11 protein-coding genes are annotated in these 18521 nt (G+C 68.9%); 3 read left to right on the forward strand and 8 right to left on the reverse strand.

Features of this window, described 5'->3' with window-relative positions; genetic code table 11:
- Window positions 1-513 (reverse strand): CHAD domain-containing protein (locus tag A7A76_RS02665; RefSeq protein ID WP_206409742.1); only part of this gene is annotated, 513 nt, incomplete at its 3' end.
- A gap of 85 nt (window positions 514-598) precedes the next feature.
- Here A7A76_RS02665 and mutM point away from each other — a divergent pair.
- From mutM to A7A76_RS02680, 3 genes are all read left to right on the forward strand, one after another.
- Window positions 599-1411 (forward strand): bifunctional DNA-formamidopyrimidine glycosylase/DNA-(apurinic or apyrimidinic site) lyase, encoded by an 813-nt coding sequence (gene mutM / locus A7A76_RS02670; protein ID WP_206409743.1) that lies wholly within the window; start codon window positions 599-601, stop codon window positions 1409-1411.
- A 251-nt stretch (window positions 1412-1662) separates the two neighbouring features.
- The gene (locus A7A76_RS02675) at window positions 1663-2235 is read left to right on the forward strand and encodes an ECF-type sigma factor (protein ID WP_074871731.1); all 573 of its coding nucleotides are present in this window, start codon (window positions 1663-1665) and stop codon (window positions 2233-2235) included.
- Between the two features lie 119 nt (window positions 2236-2354).
- Window positions 2355-5177 carry a serine/threonine-protein kinase gene (locus A7A76_RS02680; RefSeq protein ID WP_206409744.1) on the forward strand — a complete coding sequence of 941 codons (2823 nt, stop codon included), beginning with the start codon at window positions 2355-2357 and terminating at the stop codon, window positions 5175-5177.
- 69 nt (window positions 5178-5246) lie between these two features.
- Here A7A76_RS02680 and A7A76_RS02685 read toward each other — a convergent pair whose 3' ends face one another.
- The 7 genes from A7A76_RS02685 to A7A76_RS02715 form a co-directional block, all read right to left on the reverse strand.
- Window positions 5247-5660: a hypothetical protein gene (locus A7A76_RS02685; protein ID WP_206409745.1), complete on the reverse strand. Its 414-nt coding sequence runs from the start codon at window positions 5658-5660 to the stop codon at window positions 5247-5249.
- 27 nt (window positions 5661-5687) lie between these two features.
- Window positions 5688-8000 carry an RHS repeat protein gene (locus A7A76_RS02690; protein WP_206409746.1) on the reverse strand — a complete coding sequence of 771 codons (2313 nt, stop codon included), beginning with the start codon at window positions 7998-8000 and terminating at the stop codon, window positions 5688-5690.
- A 17-nt stretch (window positions 8001-8017) separates the two neighbouring features.
- Window positions 8018-11188: a DUF6531 domain-containing protein gene (locus A7A76_RS02695; RefSeq protein ID WP_206409747.1), complete on the reverse strand. Its 3171-nt coding sequence runs from the start codon at window positions 11186-11188 to the stop codon at window positions 8018-8020.
- 19 nt (window positions 11189-11207) lie between these two features.
- Complete coding sequence (locus A7A76_RS02700; RefSeq protein WP_206409748.1) at window positions 11208-12311, reverse strand: Fic family protein; 1104 nt, start codon at window positions 12309-12311, stop codon at window positions 11208-11210.
- Window positions 12312-12446: 135 nt separating this feature from the next.
- Window positions 12447-13001 carry a DinB family protein gene (locus A7A76_RS02705; protein WP_206409749.1) on the reverse strand — a complete coding sequence of 185 codons (555 nt, stop codon included), beginning with the start codon at window positions 12999-13001 and terminating at the stop codon, window positions 12447-12449.
- Window positions 13002-13033: 32 nt separating this feature from the next.
- Entirely contained in the window at window positions 13034-16930 is a 3897-nt protein-coding gene (locus A7A76_RS02710) for a translocation/assembly module TamB domain-containing protein (protein ID WP_206409750.1), read from the reverse strand.
- A gap of 27 nt (window positions 16931-16957) precedes the next feature.
- Window positions 16958-18521 (reverse strand): autotransporter assembly complex protein TamA (locus A7A76_RS02715; RefSeq protein WP_206409751.1); only part of this gene is annotated, 1564 nt, incomplete at its 5' end.

Below are 18521 nucleotides of genomic sequence, written 5' to 3' on the forward strand. Positions count from 1 at the left end.
CGCGGCGGCACGGCGCGCGCGCGTCAGCAGGGTTCGCGACTGCGGCGCCAATGCGGCGCCGCGCAGCGCGCGGTCGAGGGTTTCCACCAAGGCATGGGCGTCGCGCAGCGGCGACAGGTCGCGGTTGAGATCGCGCAGGGCGCGGTCGATCAATGGCGTGCCCGGTCCCAGGCCGTCCGCGCCCAGCGCCAGGGTGGCGCGGGCGCGGCGCAGGCATTTGCGCGCCAGGTGCACGCCGGCGTGCAGGCGGTTGCCGCCCCAGCCCAGCGCATCCAGCGCCTGGTCGATTTCGCCGCTGGCGTAGGCGCGCAGGCGCTGGCCGGGCGGCCGCGGCGCCGGTTCGGTGGCCACATCGGTGGCCTGCGCGCGCAGCGGCGAAGACGACGGCGGCGTCGCGAGCGGTTCGCCGTCGTCGCGACTTCGCGCGCGGCGCCTCGCGCCGGCCGCACGCCCCGCGTGCGAGGGCGCGGCGGCCTCGGCGGCTTCGGCGACGGCTTCGGCGGACTGCGGCATGACGCGCTCCCCAATCTGTATCGACGGGTACCGTTTCGCGCCGGCGCCGCGAGCGCCGGCCCGAACGGGATAGTACGCTGGGCGCATGCCTGAATTACCTGAAGTCGAAACCACCCGGCGCGGCCTGGCGCCGCACCTGGAAGGCCGCCATGTCGTCACCGCGATCCTGCGCCGGCCGGACCTGCGCTGGCCGATTCCGGCGGCGATCGAGGAGGCCCTGCCGGGCCAGCGCATCGACGCCGTGCGCCGGCGCGCCAAGTACCTGCTGATCGACACCGCCGCCGGCAGCGCCGTGCTGCACCTGGGCATGTCCGGCAGCCTGCGCGTGCTGCCGGCCGACACGCCGGTGCGCGACCACGACCACGTCGACCTGCTGCTCGACGACGACCGCGTGCTGCGCTTCAACGACCCGCGCCGGTTCGGCTGCCTGCTGTGGCAAGCGCCCGGCGAAACCCACGACCTGCTGCGCGGGCTCGGCCCGGAACCGCTGTCGGACGACTTCGACGGCGACTACCTGTTCCAGCTCAGCCGCGGCCGCAAGGCGCCGGTGAAAACGTTTTTGATGGATCAGAAAGTCGTCGTCGGCGTCGGCAACATCTACGCCGCCGAAGCGCTGTTCGCCGCCGGCGTGTCGCCGCTGCGCGCGGCCGGCAAGGTCTCGCGCGAGCGCTACGCCGAGCTGGCCGGCGCGATCAAGGCGATCCTGGGCTATGCGATCCAGCGCGGCGGCACCACCCTGCGCGACTTCATCAGTCCCGACGGCGCGCCGGGCTATTTCGAGCAGGAACTGGCCGCCTACGGCCGCGGCGGCGAGCCCTGCCCGCGCTGCGGACGGCCGCTCAAGCAGGCCAGCATCGGCCAGCGCACCACGGTCTGGTGCGGCCACTGCCAACGCTGAATGCGGCTTTGGCGCGGTCGCGCCGTCCGCGCGCCCTGTCCGGATATCCGCGTCCTTGCCGTTCATCGCAGCGGGGCGCCGCCGTGTCATCGCGACGGCGCCTCGCGCGTTAGCGCGGCGGGAAGTTTCGTGTGCACCGAAGCTGCCTCGGAAAGCAGTCCGTTGCTGCATTCCGACGCAGGTTTGCTGCCACCTGCGTCGCTTCCAAGCCAAGCTGAACGCGCTATAGTCTGGTCCGAACCGGGGGCGACATGGCCGAAAGCGCTGACATCACGATCCTGTTGGACGCCGCCCGCGAAGGCGATCGCGGCGCCCTCGACCGCGTGCTCGCCACGCTGTATCAGGAACTGCACACGATGGCGCGGCGCCAGCTCGCCGGCCAGCACGGCCAGACCCTGGACGCCACCGCGCTGGTGCACGAGGCCTACCTGAAACTGGTCGGCCGGCGCGAAGCGCAGTTCGACGATCGCGCGCATTTCTTCGCCTACGCCGCCTCCGCCATGCGCAGCGTGGTGGTCGACTACGCGCGCCAGCGCCTGGCGCAAAAACGCGGCGGCGACCTGCACCGGGTGACCGAACTGCCCGACGACGTCGAAGGCGGCCTGCGCCTGGACGAGGACACCCTCGGCCTGGATTCGGCCCTGACCAAGCTCGCCGCGGTCGACCAGCGCCTGGCCCAGGTGGTGGAACTGCGCTACTTCGCCGGCCTGTCGGAACTGGAAATCGCCGCGCTCCTGCAGCGTTCCGAGCGCAGCATCCGCCGCGACTGGCAGAAGGCGCGGCTGTTCCTGCTGGCCTCGCTGCAGGACGAACCCAGCCGCTGAGCGCGCCTGCGCCCCGCGCGGCGCGCGCACGCAGGGAATGCGCAACGCCATGATCGTCATCGCCGTCGCTCCGCTGCCCTTGTTCGCCGCCGCGCGCGCGCGAGTGCGCGGCTGACTCGATGGACGCCGAACGCTGGCTGCGACTTTCGCCGCTGCTCGACGCGCTGCTCGAGCTGGAACCGGATGCGCGCGCCGAACGTCTTCGCGAATTAGGCGCGGACGATCCGTCGCTGGCGGCGGAGTTGACTGAGCTTATTGGCCTGGAAGACGGCCACGAAGACTTCCTGTCCGAGCCCTTGGTGACGCCGCAGCAGTCCGGCATGCGCCCCGGCGTGGAAGTGGGCACCTACCGGCTGGAGAGTCTGCTCGGCGAAGGCGGCATGGGCCAGGTGTGGCTGGCCTCGCGCGCCGATGGGCTCTATCAGCGCCGGGTCGCGCTGAAGCTGCTGCGCCCGGGCCTGACCGACACCAACCTGCGCACCCGCTTCACCCGCGAACGGCAGATCCTCGCGCGCCTGGCCCATCCCTACATCGCCCGCCTGCTCGACGCCGGCGTGACCCGCGACGGCCTGCCGTACCTGGCGCTGGAATACGTCGAAGGCGAGCCGATCACCGACTACTGCCGCAACCAGCGCACGCCGCTAGACAAGCGCCTGCGCATGTTCCAGCAGATCTGCGACGCGGTCAGCCACGCCCACGCCAACCTGATCGTCCACCGCGACCTCAAGCCGTCCAACATCCTGGTGACGCCGGCCGGCGACGTGCGCCTGCTCGATTTCGGCATCGCCAAGCTGCTCGACAGCAACGACGTGCCGCTGCCCGACCAGACCCGCACCGGCGCACGCGCCTTCACCCTGCACTACGCCGCGCCCGAACAGGTGCGCGGCGAACCGGTCACCACCATGACCGACGTGTATTCGCTCGGCGTGGTGCTGTACGAACTGCTCACCGATTCCAAGCCCTACAAGCTCAAGCGCCAGACCGACGCGGAATGGGAAGAGGCGATCCTCGCCGCCGATCCGCTCAAGCCTTCGCAGGCGGTGCTGCGCTACGCCGACGCCAACGATCCCGAACTCGATCCCGGCTCGCTGCGCCGGCTCGGCAAGCAGCTCGCCGGCGACCTCGACAACATCGTGCTCAAGACCCTGGCCAAGCGGCCGGAGCAGCGCTATCCCTCGGTGGAGGCGCTGTCGCTGGACCTGCAGCGCTTCGAAGCCGGGCGCCCGGTGCTGGCGCGCGCGCAGAGCGTGCGCTACCGGGTCAACAAATACATGGCGCGCCATCGCTGGGCGCTGGCCACCGCCGGCCTGGTGGCGGTGGTGCTGAGCGCCTCGCTCGGCGTAGTCGCCTGGCAGGCGCGCGAAGCGGTGGCCGAGGCGGCGCGCGCGCAGGCGATGCAGGACTTCATGGTCGGCCTGTTCGAAAGCGCGCGCGGCACGCCCGAAGGCGAAGCGCTGGACCTGCGCGGCCTGCTCGACGCCTCGGTGGCGCGCGGCAATCGCGAACTGGCGCGGCAGCCGCGCGCGCGCGCCGAACTGTTCGGCGTGATCGCGCGCATGCGCACCGGCCTGGGCGATTACAACGAAGCGCGCAGCCTGCTCGAACGCCAGGCCCAGGTGATCGCCTCCACCGACGACATCCCCGACAGCCTGCGCCTGGAATCGCTGAACCAGCGCGGCAAGGTGCTGCGGCTGCTGAACCAGCCGCGCGATTGCGCCGCGCTGATGCAGCCCGCGCTCGACCTGGCCCGGCGCGAACAGGCGCAGTTGCCGCTGCAGACCAGCGAGTTCTATTCCGAACTCGGCCGCTGCCGCCGCGCCAACGGCGAGCGCCAGGGCGCGCGCCAGCTGTTCGAACGCTCGCTGGCGGTGCGCCGCGAGATGCGCGAGAACACCGACGTGGGCGAAGTGGAAAACCTCATGGACCTCGCCGGCCTGCAAGCCGACGCCGGCCAGAGCCGCGAGGCGCTGCTCGGCTTCGAACAGGCGCGGCGCAAGCTGCAGCAGAGCGTCGGCGACCGCCATCCGCTGCAGGTCGAGATCGGCCGCAACCTGGCCCAGCTGCGGCGCGGCCTGGGCCAGCTCGGCGACGCCGAGCGCGACGCCAGCGACGCGCTGGCGATCGCGCTGGAGGTCAACGGCGCCCAGCACCCGGCCACCCTCGACGTGCGCCGGCAACTGGTCGCGCTGCACATCGACCAGGGCCAGTACGCGCTGGCGCAGAAGGAACTGCAACTGATCGGCGGCCTGCTCGCCCAGCGCCACGGCCCGGACGATGCGGAACTGACCGAGGTGCACCACGCGCTCGGCGTGGTCGCCTGGGAACGCGGCGATCTGGATCGCTCGCTGAGCGAATTCGAACGCGCATTGCAGATCGCCCGCCGCGACCGCCGCCCGACCTCGCTGGCCGCGCTGATGAGCGACCGGTCGCTGGTGCTGCGCGAAGCCGGCCGCGGCGCGCAGGCGCGCGAACTGCTGGAGCAGGCGCGGCGCCTGCGCATCCGCCAGGACGGCGCCGAATCCGGCCCGGTCGGCGAAACCGAGCGCCTGCTCGGCGACACCGAGTTCGCCCTGGGCGCGCGCGACAGCGCCGCGCAACGCCTGCAGCGCGCGCTCGCGCTGACCCGCAAGGCCTACGGCGAACGCGACCCGCGCACGCGCGCGGCCGAACTCTCGCTCTCGCGCCTGCAAGCCGCCGGCGGCGACGCCGCCGCGCTGTCGCACCTGGACTCGCTGGCGGAACTGCCGATCAACGACGAAGCCCTGCGCAAACTCGGCTGGCGCGCCCAGGCCTACGCCGCGCAACTGCGCTGCGCCGGCCCGCAGCGCGGCCAGGCGCGCGCGCGCCTGGACGGCCTGCTGCGCAGCATCGGCGAAGCGCGGCCGGATGGGAGCGAGGTGTTGCGGGAGGTGCAGGCGATTCGGGAAGGGTGCGCGGGGTGAAACAACGCGCTCGCTGCGGCGCGCGGCGCGATCCGTCGCCGCACGCCGCTTGCGTTCGGCACGGCCTGCTTAGCGGCAGCCCTCCGGCTTCGCCGCCGGTTTCGCCAACGGGTTCGGCATGCCGTTCGGATCGGTGGTCAGGAATTTTTCGATCTTCGCCTTATCCAAAGACACGTAGACCTTGCCGTCGGTGGCCGTGCCGTTAGCGTCGACGTACCAGACTTCGCTGCCCGACTCGGCCCGCATGCGCAGGCGAAGATCGTCGAAGGTCTGGGCGCCGGGCAGCGAGGAACGGAAGGCTTCGGCGAAATCGCCATCGACCGCCACACTCCAGCGACCCGGCGAACAGGCCAGATCTTCGCGCGTGATCGGCTTGAAGGTCTGTGCGTCGAATGGGACATAGCTGACCGTGTACGACCTGGCTTCGCTCGCTTCGGCCGTCAGAGAGAGCAGACAGGCGATCAGCAGACAATAGTTGCGCATGTTTCGACTCCGCCGGCCGATGCCGGCTCAATCGTGGTACTGGGGCGGGACAGGATAGGCGATGCGCGCGGGTTCATTGAAATCTTCGCGCAGCGGGTTCTCATACTGATGCACGTTGTTCATCTGGCCGGGGCCGTCGTCGCGAGTGCCGAGCGCGTGCCCGATCTCGTGGCCGATGACGACCTCCAGGGGCGTCGGCCGGAAGCCGAACTGCGTCAGAACACGATGCTGGCCGTCGGGATTGATGAGGATCTTCAGGGAATTGGGATCGAATTGATCGTTGTTCGGCGTCGTGCCCGTAATGACATAAAGATTCTCGGACTCCTCCAGAATCTTGCACATGGCCGCGCCCTGAGGCGAGTTGCGAAGATTGGCGTAAGCACGTCCGAGCGCCGGGAACTGCGAGTCGACGAGAACCAGCAGCCCGTCGGGATCGAATCCGGTCACCGGATTCGCGTTGGCATAGGCATATCCGTTCAGGCCGCCGGCCAGACCGATCGGATCAGGCTGAGTGTAGCGCCCGGTGCGGCCGTCGTAATAGCGATAGCCGTTGTTCCAAAGACCGGTTTCCGCATCGAAGTACTGCCCGGGGAACCCGATGTTCAAGCCGCCTATCGAATCGGCGACGACCGTGCGCTCGAATGCGTAGTTCGAACTGCGCCAGACCTGGCTCCGGCTCCAGTCGGTGACCACTTCCGGGCGCCCCAACTGATCGCCATGGACGAAGTTCAGCACTTTGTTGGGCAGCACAGTGCCGATCAGTTCCCCTGCCAGCCAGATGTACTGCCTGGCGCCCTCGGCCCGGATCTCCTCCAGCATCTGGACGCCCGTGTCGTAAGCGAAACGCACATCTCCACCGGCTCCGCTCTTGGCGATGCGCTGGCCCAGCGCGTTGGTGGCGTAGCGCGTCGTCCCCGCCGGGTACGCGCGAGTGCCGGTACTCGGACTCATGTACTGCTGGGCCAAGTCGCGGGTCGCTTCGCTGAGAACGTTGAAGGCGTCGTAGCGGTACACCACGCTCCCTGCGCTCCACGTCTGCGACGACCGGTTTCCGCGGCCGTCGTGCTGATAGGCGATGTGTTCGCCCGCCACGCGGTTGCTCAGCGGATCGACGGCGTACGGCACCACGGCCTTGTAGCCGACTTCGCGCACCCACCATTCGTGCTGACTGCGGTTGCCGCTGGCGTCGTAGATCAGATCTTCGTCGGCCTGCTGGCCGCGCACGCTGGTCAGGCGGCCGAGTTCGTCGTAACCGAAGGTCTGGTTCATGCCGGCATCGACGCCGTTGGTGACGGCGTTGATCCTCCCGCTGGGATCGCGGGCGAACGTCAGGCTCTGCACCACCTGCTGCGCGTCGCCAGCACTGATGCCGAACACCTGGCCATCCTGATCGTAGTTGTAGCGTCGCGCCAGGCCGTTGCCGTACGTCCAGCCGGCAATCGCGCCGAAGGGCTGGTAATAGATGCCGGTCGCTACCGTAGCGATCTGCTCGCCCGGGAAATTGGCGCGCACCGCGCGCAAGCGGTCCGCAGCGTACTCGTAGTAGACCTGCAGATTGTTGGGATAGGTCAGCTTGGTCAGACGCCCGGACGCATCGCGCTGGAAATGGATCCAATCGTCCGCGCCATTCCACAGCTGACGCTTCACGATCACTTCGCCCTCTCGGTTGTAACCGAAGTGGACGATGCTGCCGGGCCCATCGGCATTGCACAGGCGGCCCTTGCCCTCGTTGCACCAGTCGTAACCGTACACGCGCGCCGGTCCGCCATCGCCGGCCGAGGTCATCCGGCCGAGCGCGTCGTAGCCGTAGTTGAGGAACGAACCGTCGTTGCGGATCATCTTCACCCGCAAGCCGCCGGCGTCGTACTGGTAGCTCGTCGTTCCGGTGTCCGGGCTGACCTGCGACCACAACTGGCCGAAGCCGTCGTAGACATAGGAGGTGACGAGTTGGCGCGGATCGCTGACCTCGATCACCTGGTTGGCGGCGTCGTATTTGTAGCGGGTCTTGCCGCTCTTGGCGTCGGTAGCCAGCTCCAGGCGGTTGAGCGCGTCGTAGGCGAACTGAGTGACGCGCCCCTGCGCGTCGCCCTGGCTGCGCAGGTTGCCGTTCTCGTCGTAGCCGTAAGTCGCCACGGTCTGCCCGGCCGCATTGGCGGTGCGGATCAAGCGACCGAGTTCGTCGTACTCCATATTGACCCGCGACACCACTTGGTTTTCCGCCAGCGCGGGCGCCGCCCAGACCGCCAGCATGCACAGCAGCAAAGGCCGCAACCGCATCACCCTGTTTCCTTGTGTAGCGTGAAGTGAAAGGCCGCCGACGGCGGCGCCGGGAATCCGCATCGCTCGCTCGTGTCGGCTCATCGCGGGTTCTCGCAAATGGTGCCGGTGCAATGCTTGGTCGGATCTTCCACGGTGATGTAGCGGATCTCGGCAGCGGGTCCGAACCAACCGGAGCCGTCGCCGATCATGCGCCCGCCGAATGGCACCCGGATGCTTTGACTGGTCGGCGTGCGGCCAGCGCGGAAGTTGTAGCTGAAAGTCGCAATCTGGCCAGGCGCGACCGGGCCGGCGATGGCGATGCGCTCGGGCTGGGCGTACAGCACCGAGTCCTTGCCCAGGTAGTAGTTCCCGGTTTCGGCCGTGCCCCAGATCAGGTTGCCGGTGTTGCGCATCTGCACGGTGATGGCCCTGACATCGCCCGAGATCATGTGCGCCGGGGCTTGATAGGAAACCAGCTCGGCGTTATCGATCGCAGCCGGAATGGTGAAATTACCGGACGAATTAAGCGTCGGATCGCCGCGGCCGACCGGCGAGATACCGTGGACGTAAATCCGTTGACCGCCGAATTGCCGACGCACGGATACCGGCAAGGGAATGCGGAAGCGGTGCGCGTTGACGCCGCTCTCGCAAGCCTGCTGGACACCCGCGTCGCCAGCGATATCTGCCCGGGAGCGGCCGCCGACGACGCTGCCACCGCCACCGTAAGGCGCGCCGGCGAACAGGCTCACTTCGATCGGCGCGCTGACGCCGACCGAGCAGGCCCAGCCTTCTACGAAGTAATTCCACTGCCCGTCGTTGGTGATGGCGTTGATGTCGCCGATCACCGCTGCCGCGGGAACCGCATGCACGCCGGAACCATTCAAGCGCACGTTGGCCGTCGCCGTACCCGTCGGAGAGATCGCCCACACGCTCAAGGCTTGGCCGCCGTACTGTTGGCGCAGTTCCAGGCTCAACGGGATGCGGAATCGGTAGCGGTCGCGCTGAGTGCCGCAGTGCCCGGCGATCGCCGGTTCGCTGGTCGCGTCCGCCCGCACCGTCGCTACTGCGGCGTTGCCGGCGAACATCTGCACGTCGACCGAGTCGTTCATGCCGGTGGCGCATGCCCAGCCGGACAGGATGTACTGGTTGCCTTCGCGCAGGATGCCGTCGACGTTGCCGTACAAGGCCGTGTCCGGCGGATAGTTCGCCCGCGACACCTCGACGCTGGTCGGCTGCGAGGCATTATTGAGCACGTAACGGCGGCGCGAGTACCAGCCGTCGCCCTCGCTGCGGTACTCGTCGGTCAAGCGTCGCGCGGCATCGTAGAGATAACGCGTCTCCACGCCATCGGGTGAGGTGGCGGCGGCGAGCAAGCCGTGGGCATAGCGATAACGGGTTTCGGCGGTGCCCGCGGCAGTGACGCGGCGTTCGGCGGTGACGCGGCCGCGCACGTCGTAGTCGTACTCGGTGATATCGCCGTTGACGCCCGTGACCCGGCCCGGAAGGCCGAGGCCGTTATAACTGGAATAAACGACGGCGTGGCCCAAGCTATTGGCCACGCTCAACAGTTCGCCTGCGGCCGAATAGGTCGAGGTGATCGCATCGCCCGGGCCCGACAACGGGCCGTCGACGGTGATCGTCGCCACTTTGCCGTTGGGGTGATAGGTGTAGGCGTAAGTCGTCCTGCGTTCCTGTCCGGCTACGCCGTTGGCCGACAGGTTGCGCTGCACGACTTCGGCCAAGCGCTCGTCGCCGTTATAGGTGTAGTTGATCTGCGCCTGCCCTGCGGTCTTCGACTCCAGCATCCAGGTGCGCGCCGGATCCCAGCGATACTCGGTGGAGCGCTGCTGCGCAGTACCGACCGCTTCGGTCTTGCGCTGCAGGCGTCCGCCGGCGCTGTAGTCGAAATCGGTGACGATGCCCCGCGCATCGGTGACCTTGTCGCGATTGCCGTTGGCGTCGTAGCTGATCGAGCTGACGGTGCCGATGCAACTGGGCGAAGGATGTCCGGTAGTCGAAAGCAGCTTGCCTTCGTCGAACTGATAGGTCGCCGTCTTTCCGAGCGGATTGGTCTCTACGACCGAAGTGACGCTGCCTGTGGTGTTCTGCAGGACGTACTGGAACTGATACTTCTCGACGCCGCCGGCGTGTTCGCTGGACACCGGCACGCGGTAGCTGCCCTGGCCGGTCGCAGCGTCGGCCCAGCGAAAGCGCGAATAGCGCACGCCGTCGTAGGATTTTCCGGTCAACTCCGATTCGGCCTGCATCGCAGGCACGCCGTCTTCCTGACTGTAGTGGTAAGTCAGGGTCATGCCGTCGGGGTAGGTCACGTAGTGCGAACCGGCGTAGGCGTCGCCACCATACTGGTAGAGGTTGCCGGCGGTGTCCCAGACCTTGCGCAACTTGCCGCCGGCATATTCGAGCCGAACGCTCTTGCCCGAGGTATGGGTTACCGCGGACGGCTGAGTCTGCTCGCCGCCGCTGCCACCGTAGGAAAAAGTCCAGCCGACGCCGCGCGCGTTCTTGATCGAAGCGATGCGGAAGATGCCTTCGATCGTGGTGGGCTCGTAGGTCTCGACCACGCCGTCGCCGCGATGCATGCGCAACCCGTAGGTTCCGCCAGGAATATCGTAGTAGTCCAGGTAGCGCACCGGATCGGGCTTGAGTTCCATCATCTTGCCGTCGGCGGTGCTCTCGTTATCGAAATAGAGCACGGTGCCGTCGGGACGATGGATTGCCCCGGCTATGCGCTCGAGCTGGTAATCGAAGCTTGTTGTCCAGCGCGAGCCGAGCACGCCGCCCCACATCGCGCCGCCGTTGCGGTTGTAGGTGCGCTGGAAGAACAACGGCATCTCTACATCGTTGTCGGCGAAATCGGTGTCTTCTTCGATCTTGTTGGCGTTGGACAGATAGATCGGATTGCCGCGCCCGTACTCGCACTTGTGGCGCGGATCCTCGCCCGGCCTGCCCGGCTTCGGTGCGGCGGCTTCATAGTGCTGACCGGTATCGGACGGGCCCGTGGTGTCGAAGCTTCCCCAGCCCGAGCCGCCGCTGCGCCAGCCGTCCCAGCCGCCGAAATTTCCAAAATTTCCCACTGGAAAACGGTTCGGACGGATGGTGGTCACCTCCACCCGTGGTTGGTCGTGGGGCTCGCTCGCTTCCGCCGGCGCCGCGCCCGCTGCCGCCAAGGCGAACAATACCGCGGCGATCGCATACCGCAGATCGCTTCTGCCGCGCTCGCTCAACTCGCAACCCAAATCGTGCTTCATCGTCGTTTCCATCATCGGATTACGTGTCCCAGAGTTCTTGGCAAGCCGCCTCGATCGCGCACTCGGCGCGCTCGATCAAGGGGCGGATATCGAGCCGGTCGGCGTCCACGCGAGCCAGTCCGGCGGCGCCGGCGCGCAGGCGCTCGGGCAGGTCTCCGGCGAGCCGCGCCGACAATGCGCAGCGCACGCGAACCTGCGCCAGCGACAGTTCGCCGGCGGCGTAAAGATCGACCAGCAGTTCTTCATACAGCGTGCGCGAACCACGCGCGGCGCCGCGCAACACGGCGTTGATGCCGCTCAACGCGGCACCCAGCGCCGCATCGCCGTCCAGCGCCGCGCCTAGGCGGCGCTCGAATTCATACGCGCCGCGCAGATAGGTGGCCGCGCCGGCGCGGCGCGCCTGCGGCCACACCCGGTCGCACAAGATGCGGTTCTCGACGCTCAGCAACACCGCCGCGTACCACGCCGCGTGCGGGTCGGCGCGCATGCCCGCCGACAGCGCCAGCAACCGCGCCCAGCGTCCGTTGCCGTCGGCGAAAGGGTGCAGGTGGATGGCATAGAAGGCGATCAGCGCAACGCTCGCGGCGGCGTCGATATGGGGCGCGTGCATGGCCTCAGCGAGGCTGCGCAAGCCCTCGGGCACCGCCGAGGCCGGAGCGAAGATGTGCGTGGCCACGCTGGCCGTGGGCGCGCCAGCGAATGCGATCGTATTGCGTGGACCGCGCACGCTCGGCGCGATCGATCCGGCGAGGGCGACCAGTTCACCCTCGCTCCGCCAGGCCTGCGGCCGCAGCCATTGCCGGCACAGGCGACGGGCCTGCTCGGTATCGGGCACGCCGCTACTGGCAGCGCGGCTGGCGGCGCGCGCGAACACCAGGGCCTGGCTGCGGTCGGCGACGGCGAAGACAGACGCTGGCGCGCGCGGCGAGACCGTCGGCGCGCAACGGGCGATCAGCTCGACGGCGGAATCGGGGGTGAAATAAGTCAGCGGCGCGCCGGTCAGCGCCGAGGCGATGGTGTCGAACCGGCCCATGGGCAGACCGATGCGCGGGCTGAACGAAGGCGCGTCGACCGCGGCGTGCCGGTCGCCCGGCGTAGCGACGTCATTGTCGCGTTCCAGCATCCTTGCCTCCGATCTACTGCAGGCCAGCTCCCCCCGAGCCGGCGACGCGGCAGAGTACGAATCGATCTTGTTTCAAACAACAAAAATCGCTGTGCCGAATCGGATATTTTCGTTCAGCAAAAACGACGATGGCGCTCAGCGCCCCGCGGCATCTGCGTGTCGCGCCAGGATCAACTCCAACAGATCGGTCCCGCCCACATCCTCGCCCGCCTGGGTCAACAGCGTGGTGACCTGCCCGCGGTGATGGGTCTGGTGGTTGAAGAAATGCAGCAGCAGCAGGCCGAACGGCTGCCGCCACCGCGCGCCCTTGGTGTTGGCGTAGTCCAGCACATGGTCGAGGTCGGCTTCGCTTACCTCGCTGGCCCAATCGACGATGAGCGCGTCGAGCCGTTCGCGCGCGTCGCCCAACGCCGGCAGCGTGTCGTGCTCGATCGCGCGCAGATCGGTCGGCGCGGGTTGTCCGCGCAGCGGTTCCAAGGCGGCGTAGCGCGCGGGATGCTCGGCGAAGCGGCGCAGCCAGATCCGGTCGGCCACTAGCAAATGATTGAGCGTGCCCAAAATCGAGCCGAAGAACGCGCCGCGATCCTGCGCCACCGCTTCGGCCGGCAACCGCGCCGCGGCGGCGTAGACGCGCTGGTTCATCCAGCGGTTATAGTCGGCCATCAGGCGGGTGTGTTCGAGCAGGTTCATGCCGGGCTCTCCATCGACGCCGTTTGCGCGCCTTATTTTTCCTTGCGCCAATTCACCGACGCGCGATTCTCCAGCGTGCTCGACTCGATCTCGATGTCGAAGCCCTTGCGCAGCAGGTACTTCAGCGTCAGCACCTGGCCGGTGCCGAGCAGCGACACGCCGTAGCCGACGTACAACCGCGGCGAGAGGTACTTGCCCACGCCCAGCACCGAACCGCCCAGCGCGCGGCTTTCCATCACGCCGGCGTCGTCGAGGCCGATCTTGGCGCCGAGCTGCGAGGCCAGCAGGCCGCCGCCGGCCGACAGCGCGGCGCTGGCGGCGTTGAGCTGCTTGCTTTCGTCGCCGGTCACCGACGACAGCGGACGGCCCAGGGCGAGATAGGCCAGCGCTTCGGACTGCGAGCTGGCCGGATCGGTCCACACGTTGACCTGCGGCGCGCTGACCCGGCCGCTGATGTCGACGCCGGCCTTGACCGCGCCGACTTCGCGCTCGGCACGCACGTCCAGGATCGGGTCGGACACCGGGCCGTTGTTCCAGGCCAGGTTGCCGCGGCTGATCTGCAGCTTCTGTCCGTACGCCTCGTAACGTCCTTCCACGCTCAGCGCGCCGCTCGCGGTCATTTCACGGCCGGGCCGCGAGCGCACCCGCATCTGTCCGCCGAGCTTGCCGTCCAGGCCGAAGCCCTTGAGCTTGACGTCGTCGCCGACGGCCAGGGTGAGATCGAGTTCGAGCGGCGATGAACCGGTGTCTTCCGGATTCGCCGGATCGAGCACGACCACGTCCTCGGACACCGACACGCCCTGGTCCAGGCGCTCCAGATCGATGCGCGCCGACGGAATCGCGACCTTGCCGCTGACGTTGAGCGGCTGCCTGGCTGCGTAGCGCACGGTGAGTTCGGGATTGGCGACCGCGCGCAGGTCGCGCGTGTCGGACGCCAGCACGTTGGTGCCGCGGATGTTGAGCACCAGCGGCGTGTCGTCGCCCTGCCAGCCCAGCGTGCCGTCGACGTTGAGCGTGCCCTCGCCGGAGCGCACGCTGCCGGCGATGCGCGCGCTGCCGTCGGGCTGCGCGTCCAGGCGCACGTCGCCCTGCTGCAGCACGATGCCCAGCGACGGCACCTCGGTGGTGAACTGCGACAGCCGCGCCTGCCCGCTCAGCAACGGCTTGCTGCGCGTGCCGGCCAGGCCGATGCGGCCTTCCAGCTTGCCCTTGGGCTCGACGATGTCGGGCGAGAACAGCTCGATCCAGGTCAGCTCGTCGGTGTCCACCGCGATGTTGCCCGACAGCGGCGCGTAGGCGTCCCAGCCGGTGTTGAGCGTGGCCTCGATGCGGCCGTCGTCGTTGAAGCCCGAGCGCAGTTCGGCGTTGAGTTTCTGGGTGTCGAAGCTGGCCTTGAGCGAGAGCGCGTTGTAGCGCACCAGCTCGCGCCGCGCACGTTCGCTGAATTTCAAACCGCCGCCGGCCGAGGCGAGGTTGAAGCTGCCGCGCCAGCCGTTGCCGGCCGGGCGCAGTTCGCCGTCGAGCGCGATCTCGCCGCGCAGGATCCACGGCCGCTTGTCGCTGCGCTCGGGCAGGTACGGTTGCGCCAGCAGCAACGGCAAGCCGTGGCCCTTGAGCTCGACGCCGCGGCGCGGCCAGTCGGCCGTCGCGCACAGCGAACCGCCGCTGCTGGAGACCAGGCAGGCGTCGTTGAAGCCGCCGCGGTTGCCGTCCCAGCGGAACGCCGTGGCCTGCTGCAGACGCCAGCTCGCACCCTTGCTCGGCGCCAGCTGCAGCGACGCCAGCGCGCCCGACCAGACATTGCCGCGCTTGTCGGCGTGGCCGGACAGATCCAGGTTGGCCACCTCGCTGCGCGCCTGCGCCTGCAATTGCAACGCTTCCACCGCGCCTTGCGCGTCCAGGCTCAGCGACGACAAAACGATGCCGGCGTTGAGCTCGCTGGCGCGCACCGCCAGTTGCCCGCCGCGGCCGCGCCACGGCAGCTTGCCCTTGGCGCTGAAGCTGGCGGCGCGGTAATCGCCGTACTGGATGCCGCTGCCGGTGAGGTCGGCGTCCAGGTTCGGCGCATCGGCCGCGCCGGTGAGCTTGAGCGTGCCGTTGAGGCTGCCGGCGGCGCTGGGCAGCAGGTCGTTCAATTGCAGCGGAGAGAACTTCGCGTCGACGACGATGTCCTGCGCGTACTTGCCCTTGGCCTCGAGCTTGCTGCCGCCCAGGCTCAGTGCGACCTCGCCTTCGAACGCATCGCCGCTCTTGCCGGTGGCGGCGCCGTGCATGGCGAAGCGGCCGCGGCCGCCGAGCGCGCGCTCGCGCAGGCGCCCGCCGAGCTGTTCGGCGCTGGCCTGGATCTCCAGGCCGCCGTCGTCGCGGGTGCTGCCGGTGCTGGCCAGCTTGCCGTCGATGGCGCCCTTGAACTGCGGCGCGAAGTACCCCGGATCGAAGCCCGACAGCGCCGCCTTGAGATCCCAGGCCAGCTTCGGCGCCCAGGCGACTTCGCCGGTGGCGTCGAGCAGGCCGGTCGGCATCTTGGCCTTGAGCGACTGCAGGGTCATGCGCTGGTCGTTGCCGCGGCCGTCGAATTCGACCGTCGCCGCCTGCTTGTCGCGCACCAGCTTGGCCGTGCCGATCGCCGCCCATTGCTTGACCGTGCCGGCGAAGCCGAGGTCCGCGGTTTCCAGCGTCACCGCCGGCGTGGCCGGCGTCTGCGCCGCCTGCGCGGGTTTGGCCACCGACTTGAGCGTGGTCGGCGGCGCCTGGCCGCCCCAGCTCAGGCCGCGCGCGTTGATCGAGAACTTGAACTGGCCGTTGTCGGCGTCGGTGAAATCGGCGTGGCCGCGCAAGGTGGCGGTGCCGTCGAACAGGCGCAGCGCCAGCGGCTGCACGTCCAGCACTTGTTCCTTCAGCGACAGCTTCGACGGCAGCACCGTCACCGCCAGATCGCCCTGGCGGAACTCGCCTTCCAGCGCGGCGACGCCGCCGCTGCCTTGCGCGTCGAAACGCAGCGCCATCGGCGTGTCGCTGGGCTTGGCCTGCGGCGAGGTCAGCAAGCCGATGTCGAGCGCGTCGGCCTTGGCGTGCAGGCGCCAGTCCGGCGCCTGTTGCTTGCCGCGCAGGGTCAGCGTCATCCGCACCGGCCCCGGCGCGGCGCCGGCCAGGGCCACGTCCATGCGCGACAGGTCGCCGCGCGCGATCAGGCCCAGCCGCGGCGGCGTGCGCCCGGGCGCGCTCGGCAGCACCGCGGTGACGGTGAGGTCGGATTTGAAATCCTGGCTCGGCTGGTAATCGCCGTGCGCGGTGAAGCGGCCGCGGTCGGTGTCGGCGACGAGCTTTTCCACGTGCAGCTTGCCCGACTGCGCGTCGAGCCCGGCGCGCAGTTGGCGGATGTCGATCAGATGTTCGCCGGCCTGGGCGATCTTGAAGCCGTCGATGCGCACATCGTCGGCCTGCAGCGCCAGCGGCGGCTCGATCTGCGGCAGCACATCGGGCCAGCGCGGCAGTTCGAACGGCTCATCGCTCTTCTCGATATCGAGCGTGGCGCCCTCGACCTGGATCGCATCCAGGCGCAGCTTGCGGCCGAGCAGCGGGCGCAGCGCCGGTTCCAGATAGATGCGCTCGGCGGTGAACACCGTCTTCTTGTAGGCGAAGCGCACCCCGCGCAGGGTCAGCGGGCCCGACAGCGGGCCTTCGGCGGACGTCCAGGTGAAGCTGGAATCGGCCGGCAGGCGCGCGACGATCTGCGCCAGCAGCACGTCGCGGCCGGCGATGGTGGAGATCAGCCAATACGCCGCGAACGCGATCAGCAAGGTCAGCACCGCCGCGGCGATGCTGCTGCGCCAGGCCCAGCGCCTGGCGGCGGCGCGGCGCCGGCGGCGGCGTTCGAGCAGCAACTCCTGCGCGGTGGGGGTCGGCGGCGGCGGGGGCGTGTCGCTCATTTGCGGCGTAGGAGTCCTGGGCGCGCCTTACAGGTCGGCGCCGATGTTGAGATAGATCTGGAAACCCGAATCCGGATCGTCGAGCCCGCGCGCGATGTCCACGCGCAGCGGCCCCACCGGCGAGCGCCAGCGCACGCCGACGCCGACGCCGGTGCGCATCTTCAGATCGCCCGGCGCGTCGAACGCGCTGCCGCTGTCGACGAACACCGCGCCGCCCCAGCTGTCGTTGAAGTACTGCTCGTACTCGACGCTGCTGGTGACCACGTTCTTGGCCCCCAGCGCGTAGGCCTTGCGGCCTTCGGCCGGCGGGATGCGCGGGCCGACCTCGCGCCATTCGTAACCGCGGATGCTGCGGTCGCCGCCGGCGTAGAAGCGCAGCGACGGCGGCATGTCGGTCAGCGAATTGGTGAAGGTGTGGCCGACTTCGCCGCGCGCGATCAAGCGGCTGCGCTCGCCCAGGCCCTTGAACCAGCGGCCGGTGACGTGGGCCTGGATGAAGTTGGCGTCCGAGCCCAGGCTTTGCAGACCCCCGCGCAGCATGCCGGTGGCGCTGATGCCGCTGCGCGGATAGAGCTTGTCGTCGACGTCGACGTATTCGGCGCGCAGCGACGGATACAGGAACGTCGCGGTGCGGTAGACCTTCGGCGTGTCCGGGTCGTTGTCGTTTTCGTCGTAATACGCCCAGCGCTCGCGCAGCCCGTGCAGCGAGGCGGTCGCGGTCCAGTGCTGGTTGATCTTGCCGCTGCGGCTGGCGACCAGCTCGATCCGGCGCGAATCGATGTAGTCGGTCTGCTCGTCGCTGCCCTGCAGGCTGAAGGTGTACCAGCCGTCGAGCCAGGCGAAGGCGGGGATGCGGTACTGCAAGGTCGCGGTCTTGCGCCGCTGGGCGAAGTCGACCTGGGCCAGCGCCTTGTGGCCGCGGTCGTTGACGTAGCGCCGCTCCACGCCCAGGCGCACGCCGGCGCCGCTGTCGGTGCCGTAGCTGACGCCGGCGGTATAGATGCTGCGCTTGGCCGGGGTCAGGTTGACCTTGACCGGCACCTGCCCGTCCACCGCCTGGTCCGGTAGCGGTTCGATGTCGATGCTGGAGAAGTAGTCCAGCCGCGCCAGCGATTCGCGGAAGCGGTCGAGCTTGCCCTGGTGGTAGTAGCTGCCCTGCTCCCAGTACACCAGCTTCTGCAGCAGGCTGTCGCGGATGATGCGCTTGGGCGTCTGCTCGAACGTGATCGGGCCCATGTCGTAGCGCTGGCCGCTGGTCCAGACCAAGTCGATGTCGGCCGCATGTTGCGCGCGCGTCACCTCCACCCGCCGCGAAGAGAAATCCGCGTCGAAATAGCCTCGTTCCGCCAATCTCCGGCTGATCTTGGTCTTGCTGGCCTCGTAAGCCGCGTGGTCGAACACCTGGTCCGGCCCGGGCCGGAACGCGGCCAGGTCCTGCTTGAGGTAGCGGTCGTCGCTGCCGGCGCCGACCACGGCGATGTCCGAGCGCCGCACCTTGACCGGCTCGCCCTTGTCGACGCGGATCGTCACCGAGATCGGCGGCGAGGCCGCCCGCGCCGGGGCGGCGGCGGCCGCGTCGCCGGCGGCGGCA

This window comes from Lysobacter enzymogenes (assembly GCF_017168095.1).
GTDB classification, from domain to species: domain Bacteria; phylum Pseudomonadota; class Gammaproteobacteria; order Xanthomonadales; family Xanthomonadaceae; genus Lysobacter; species Lysobacter enzymogenes_D.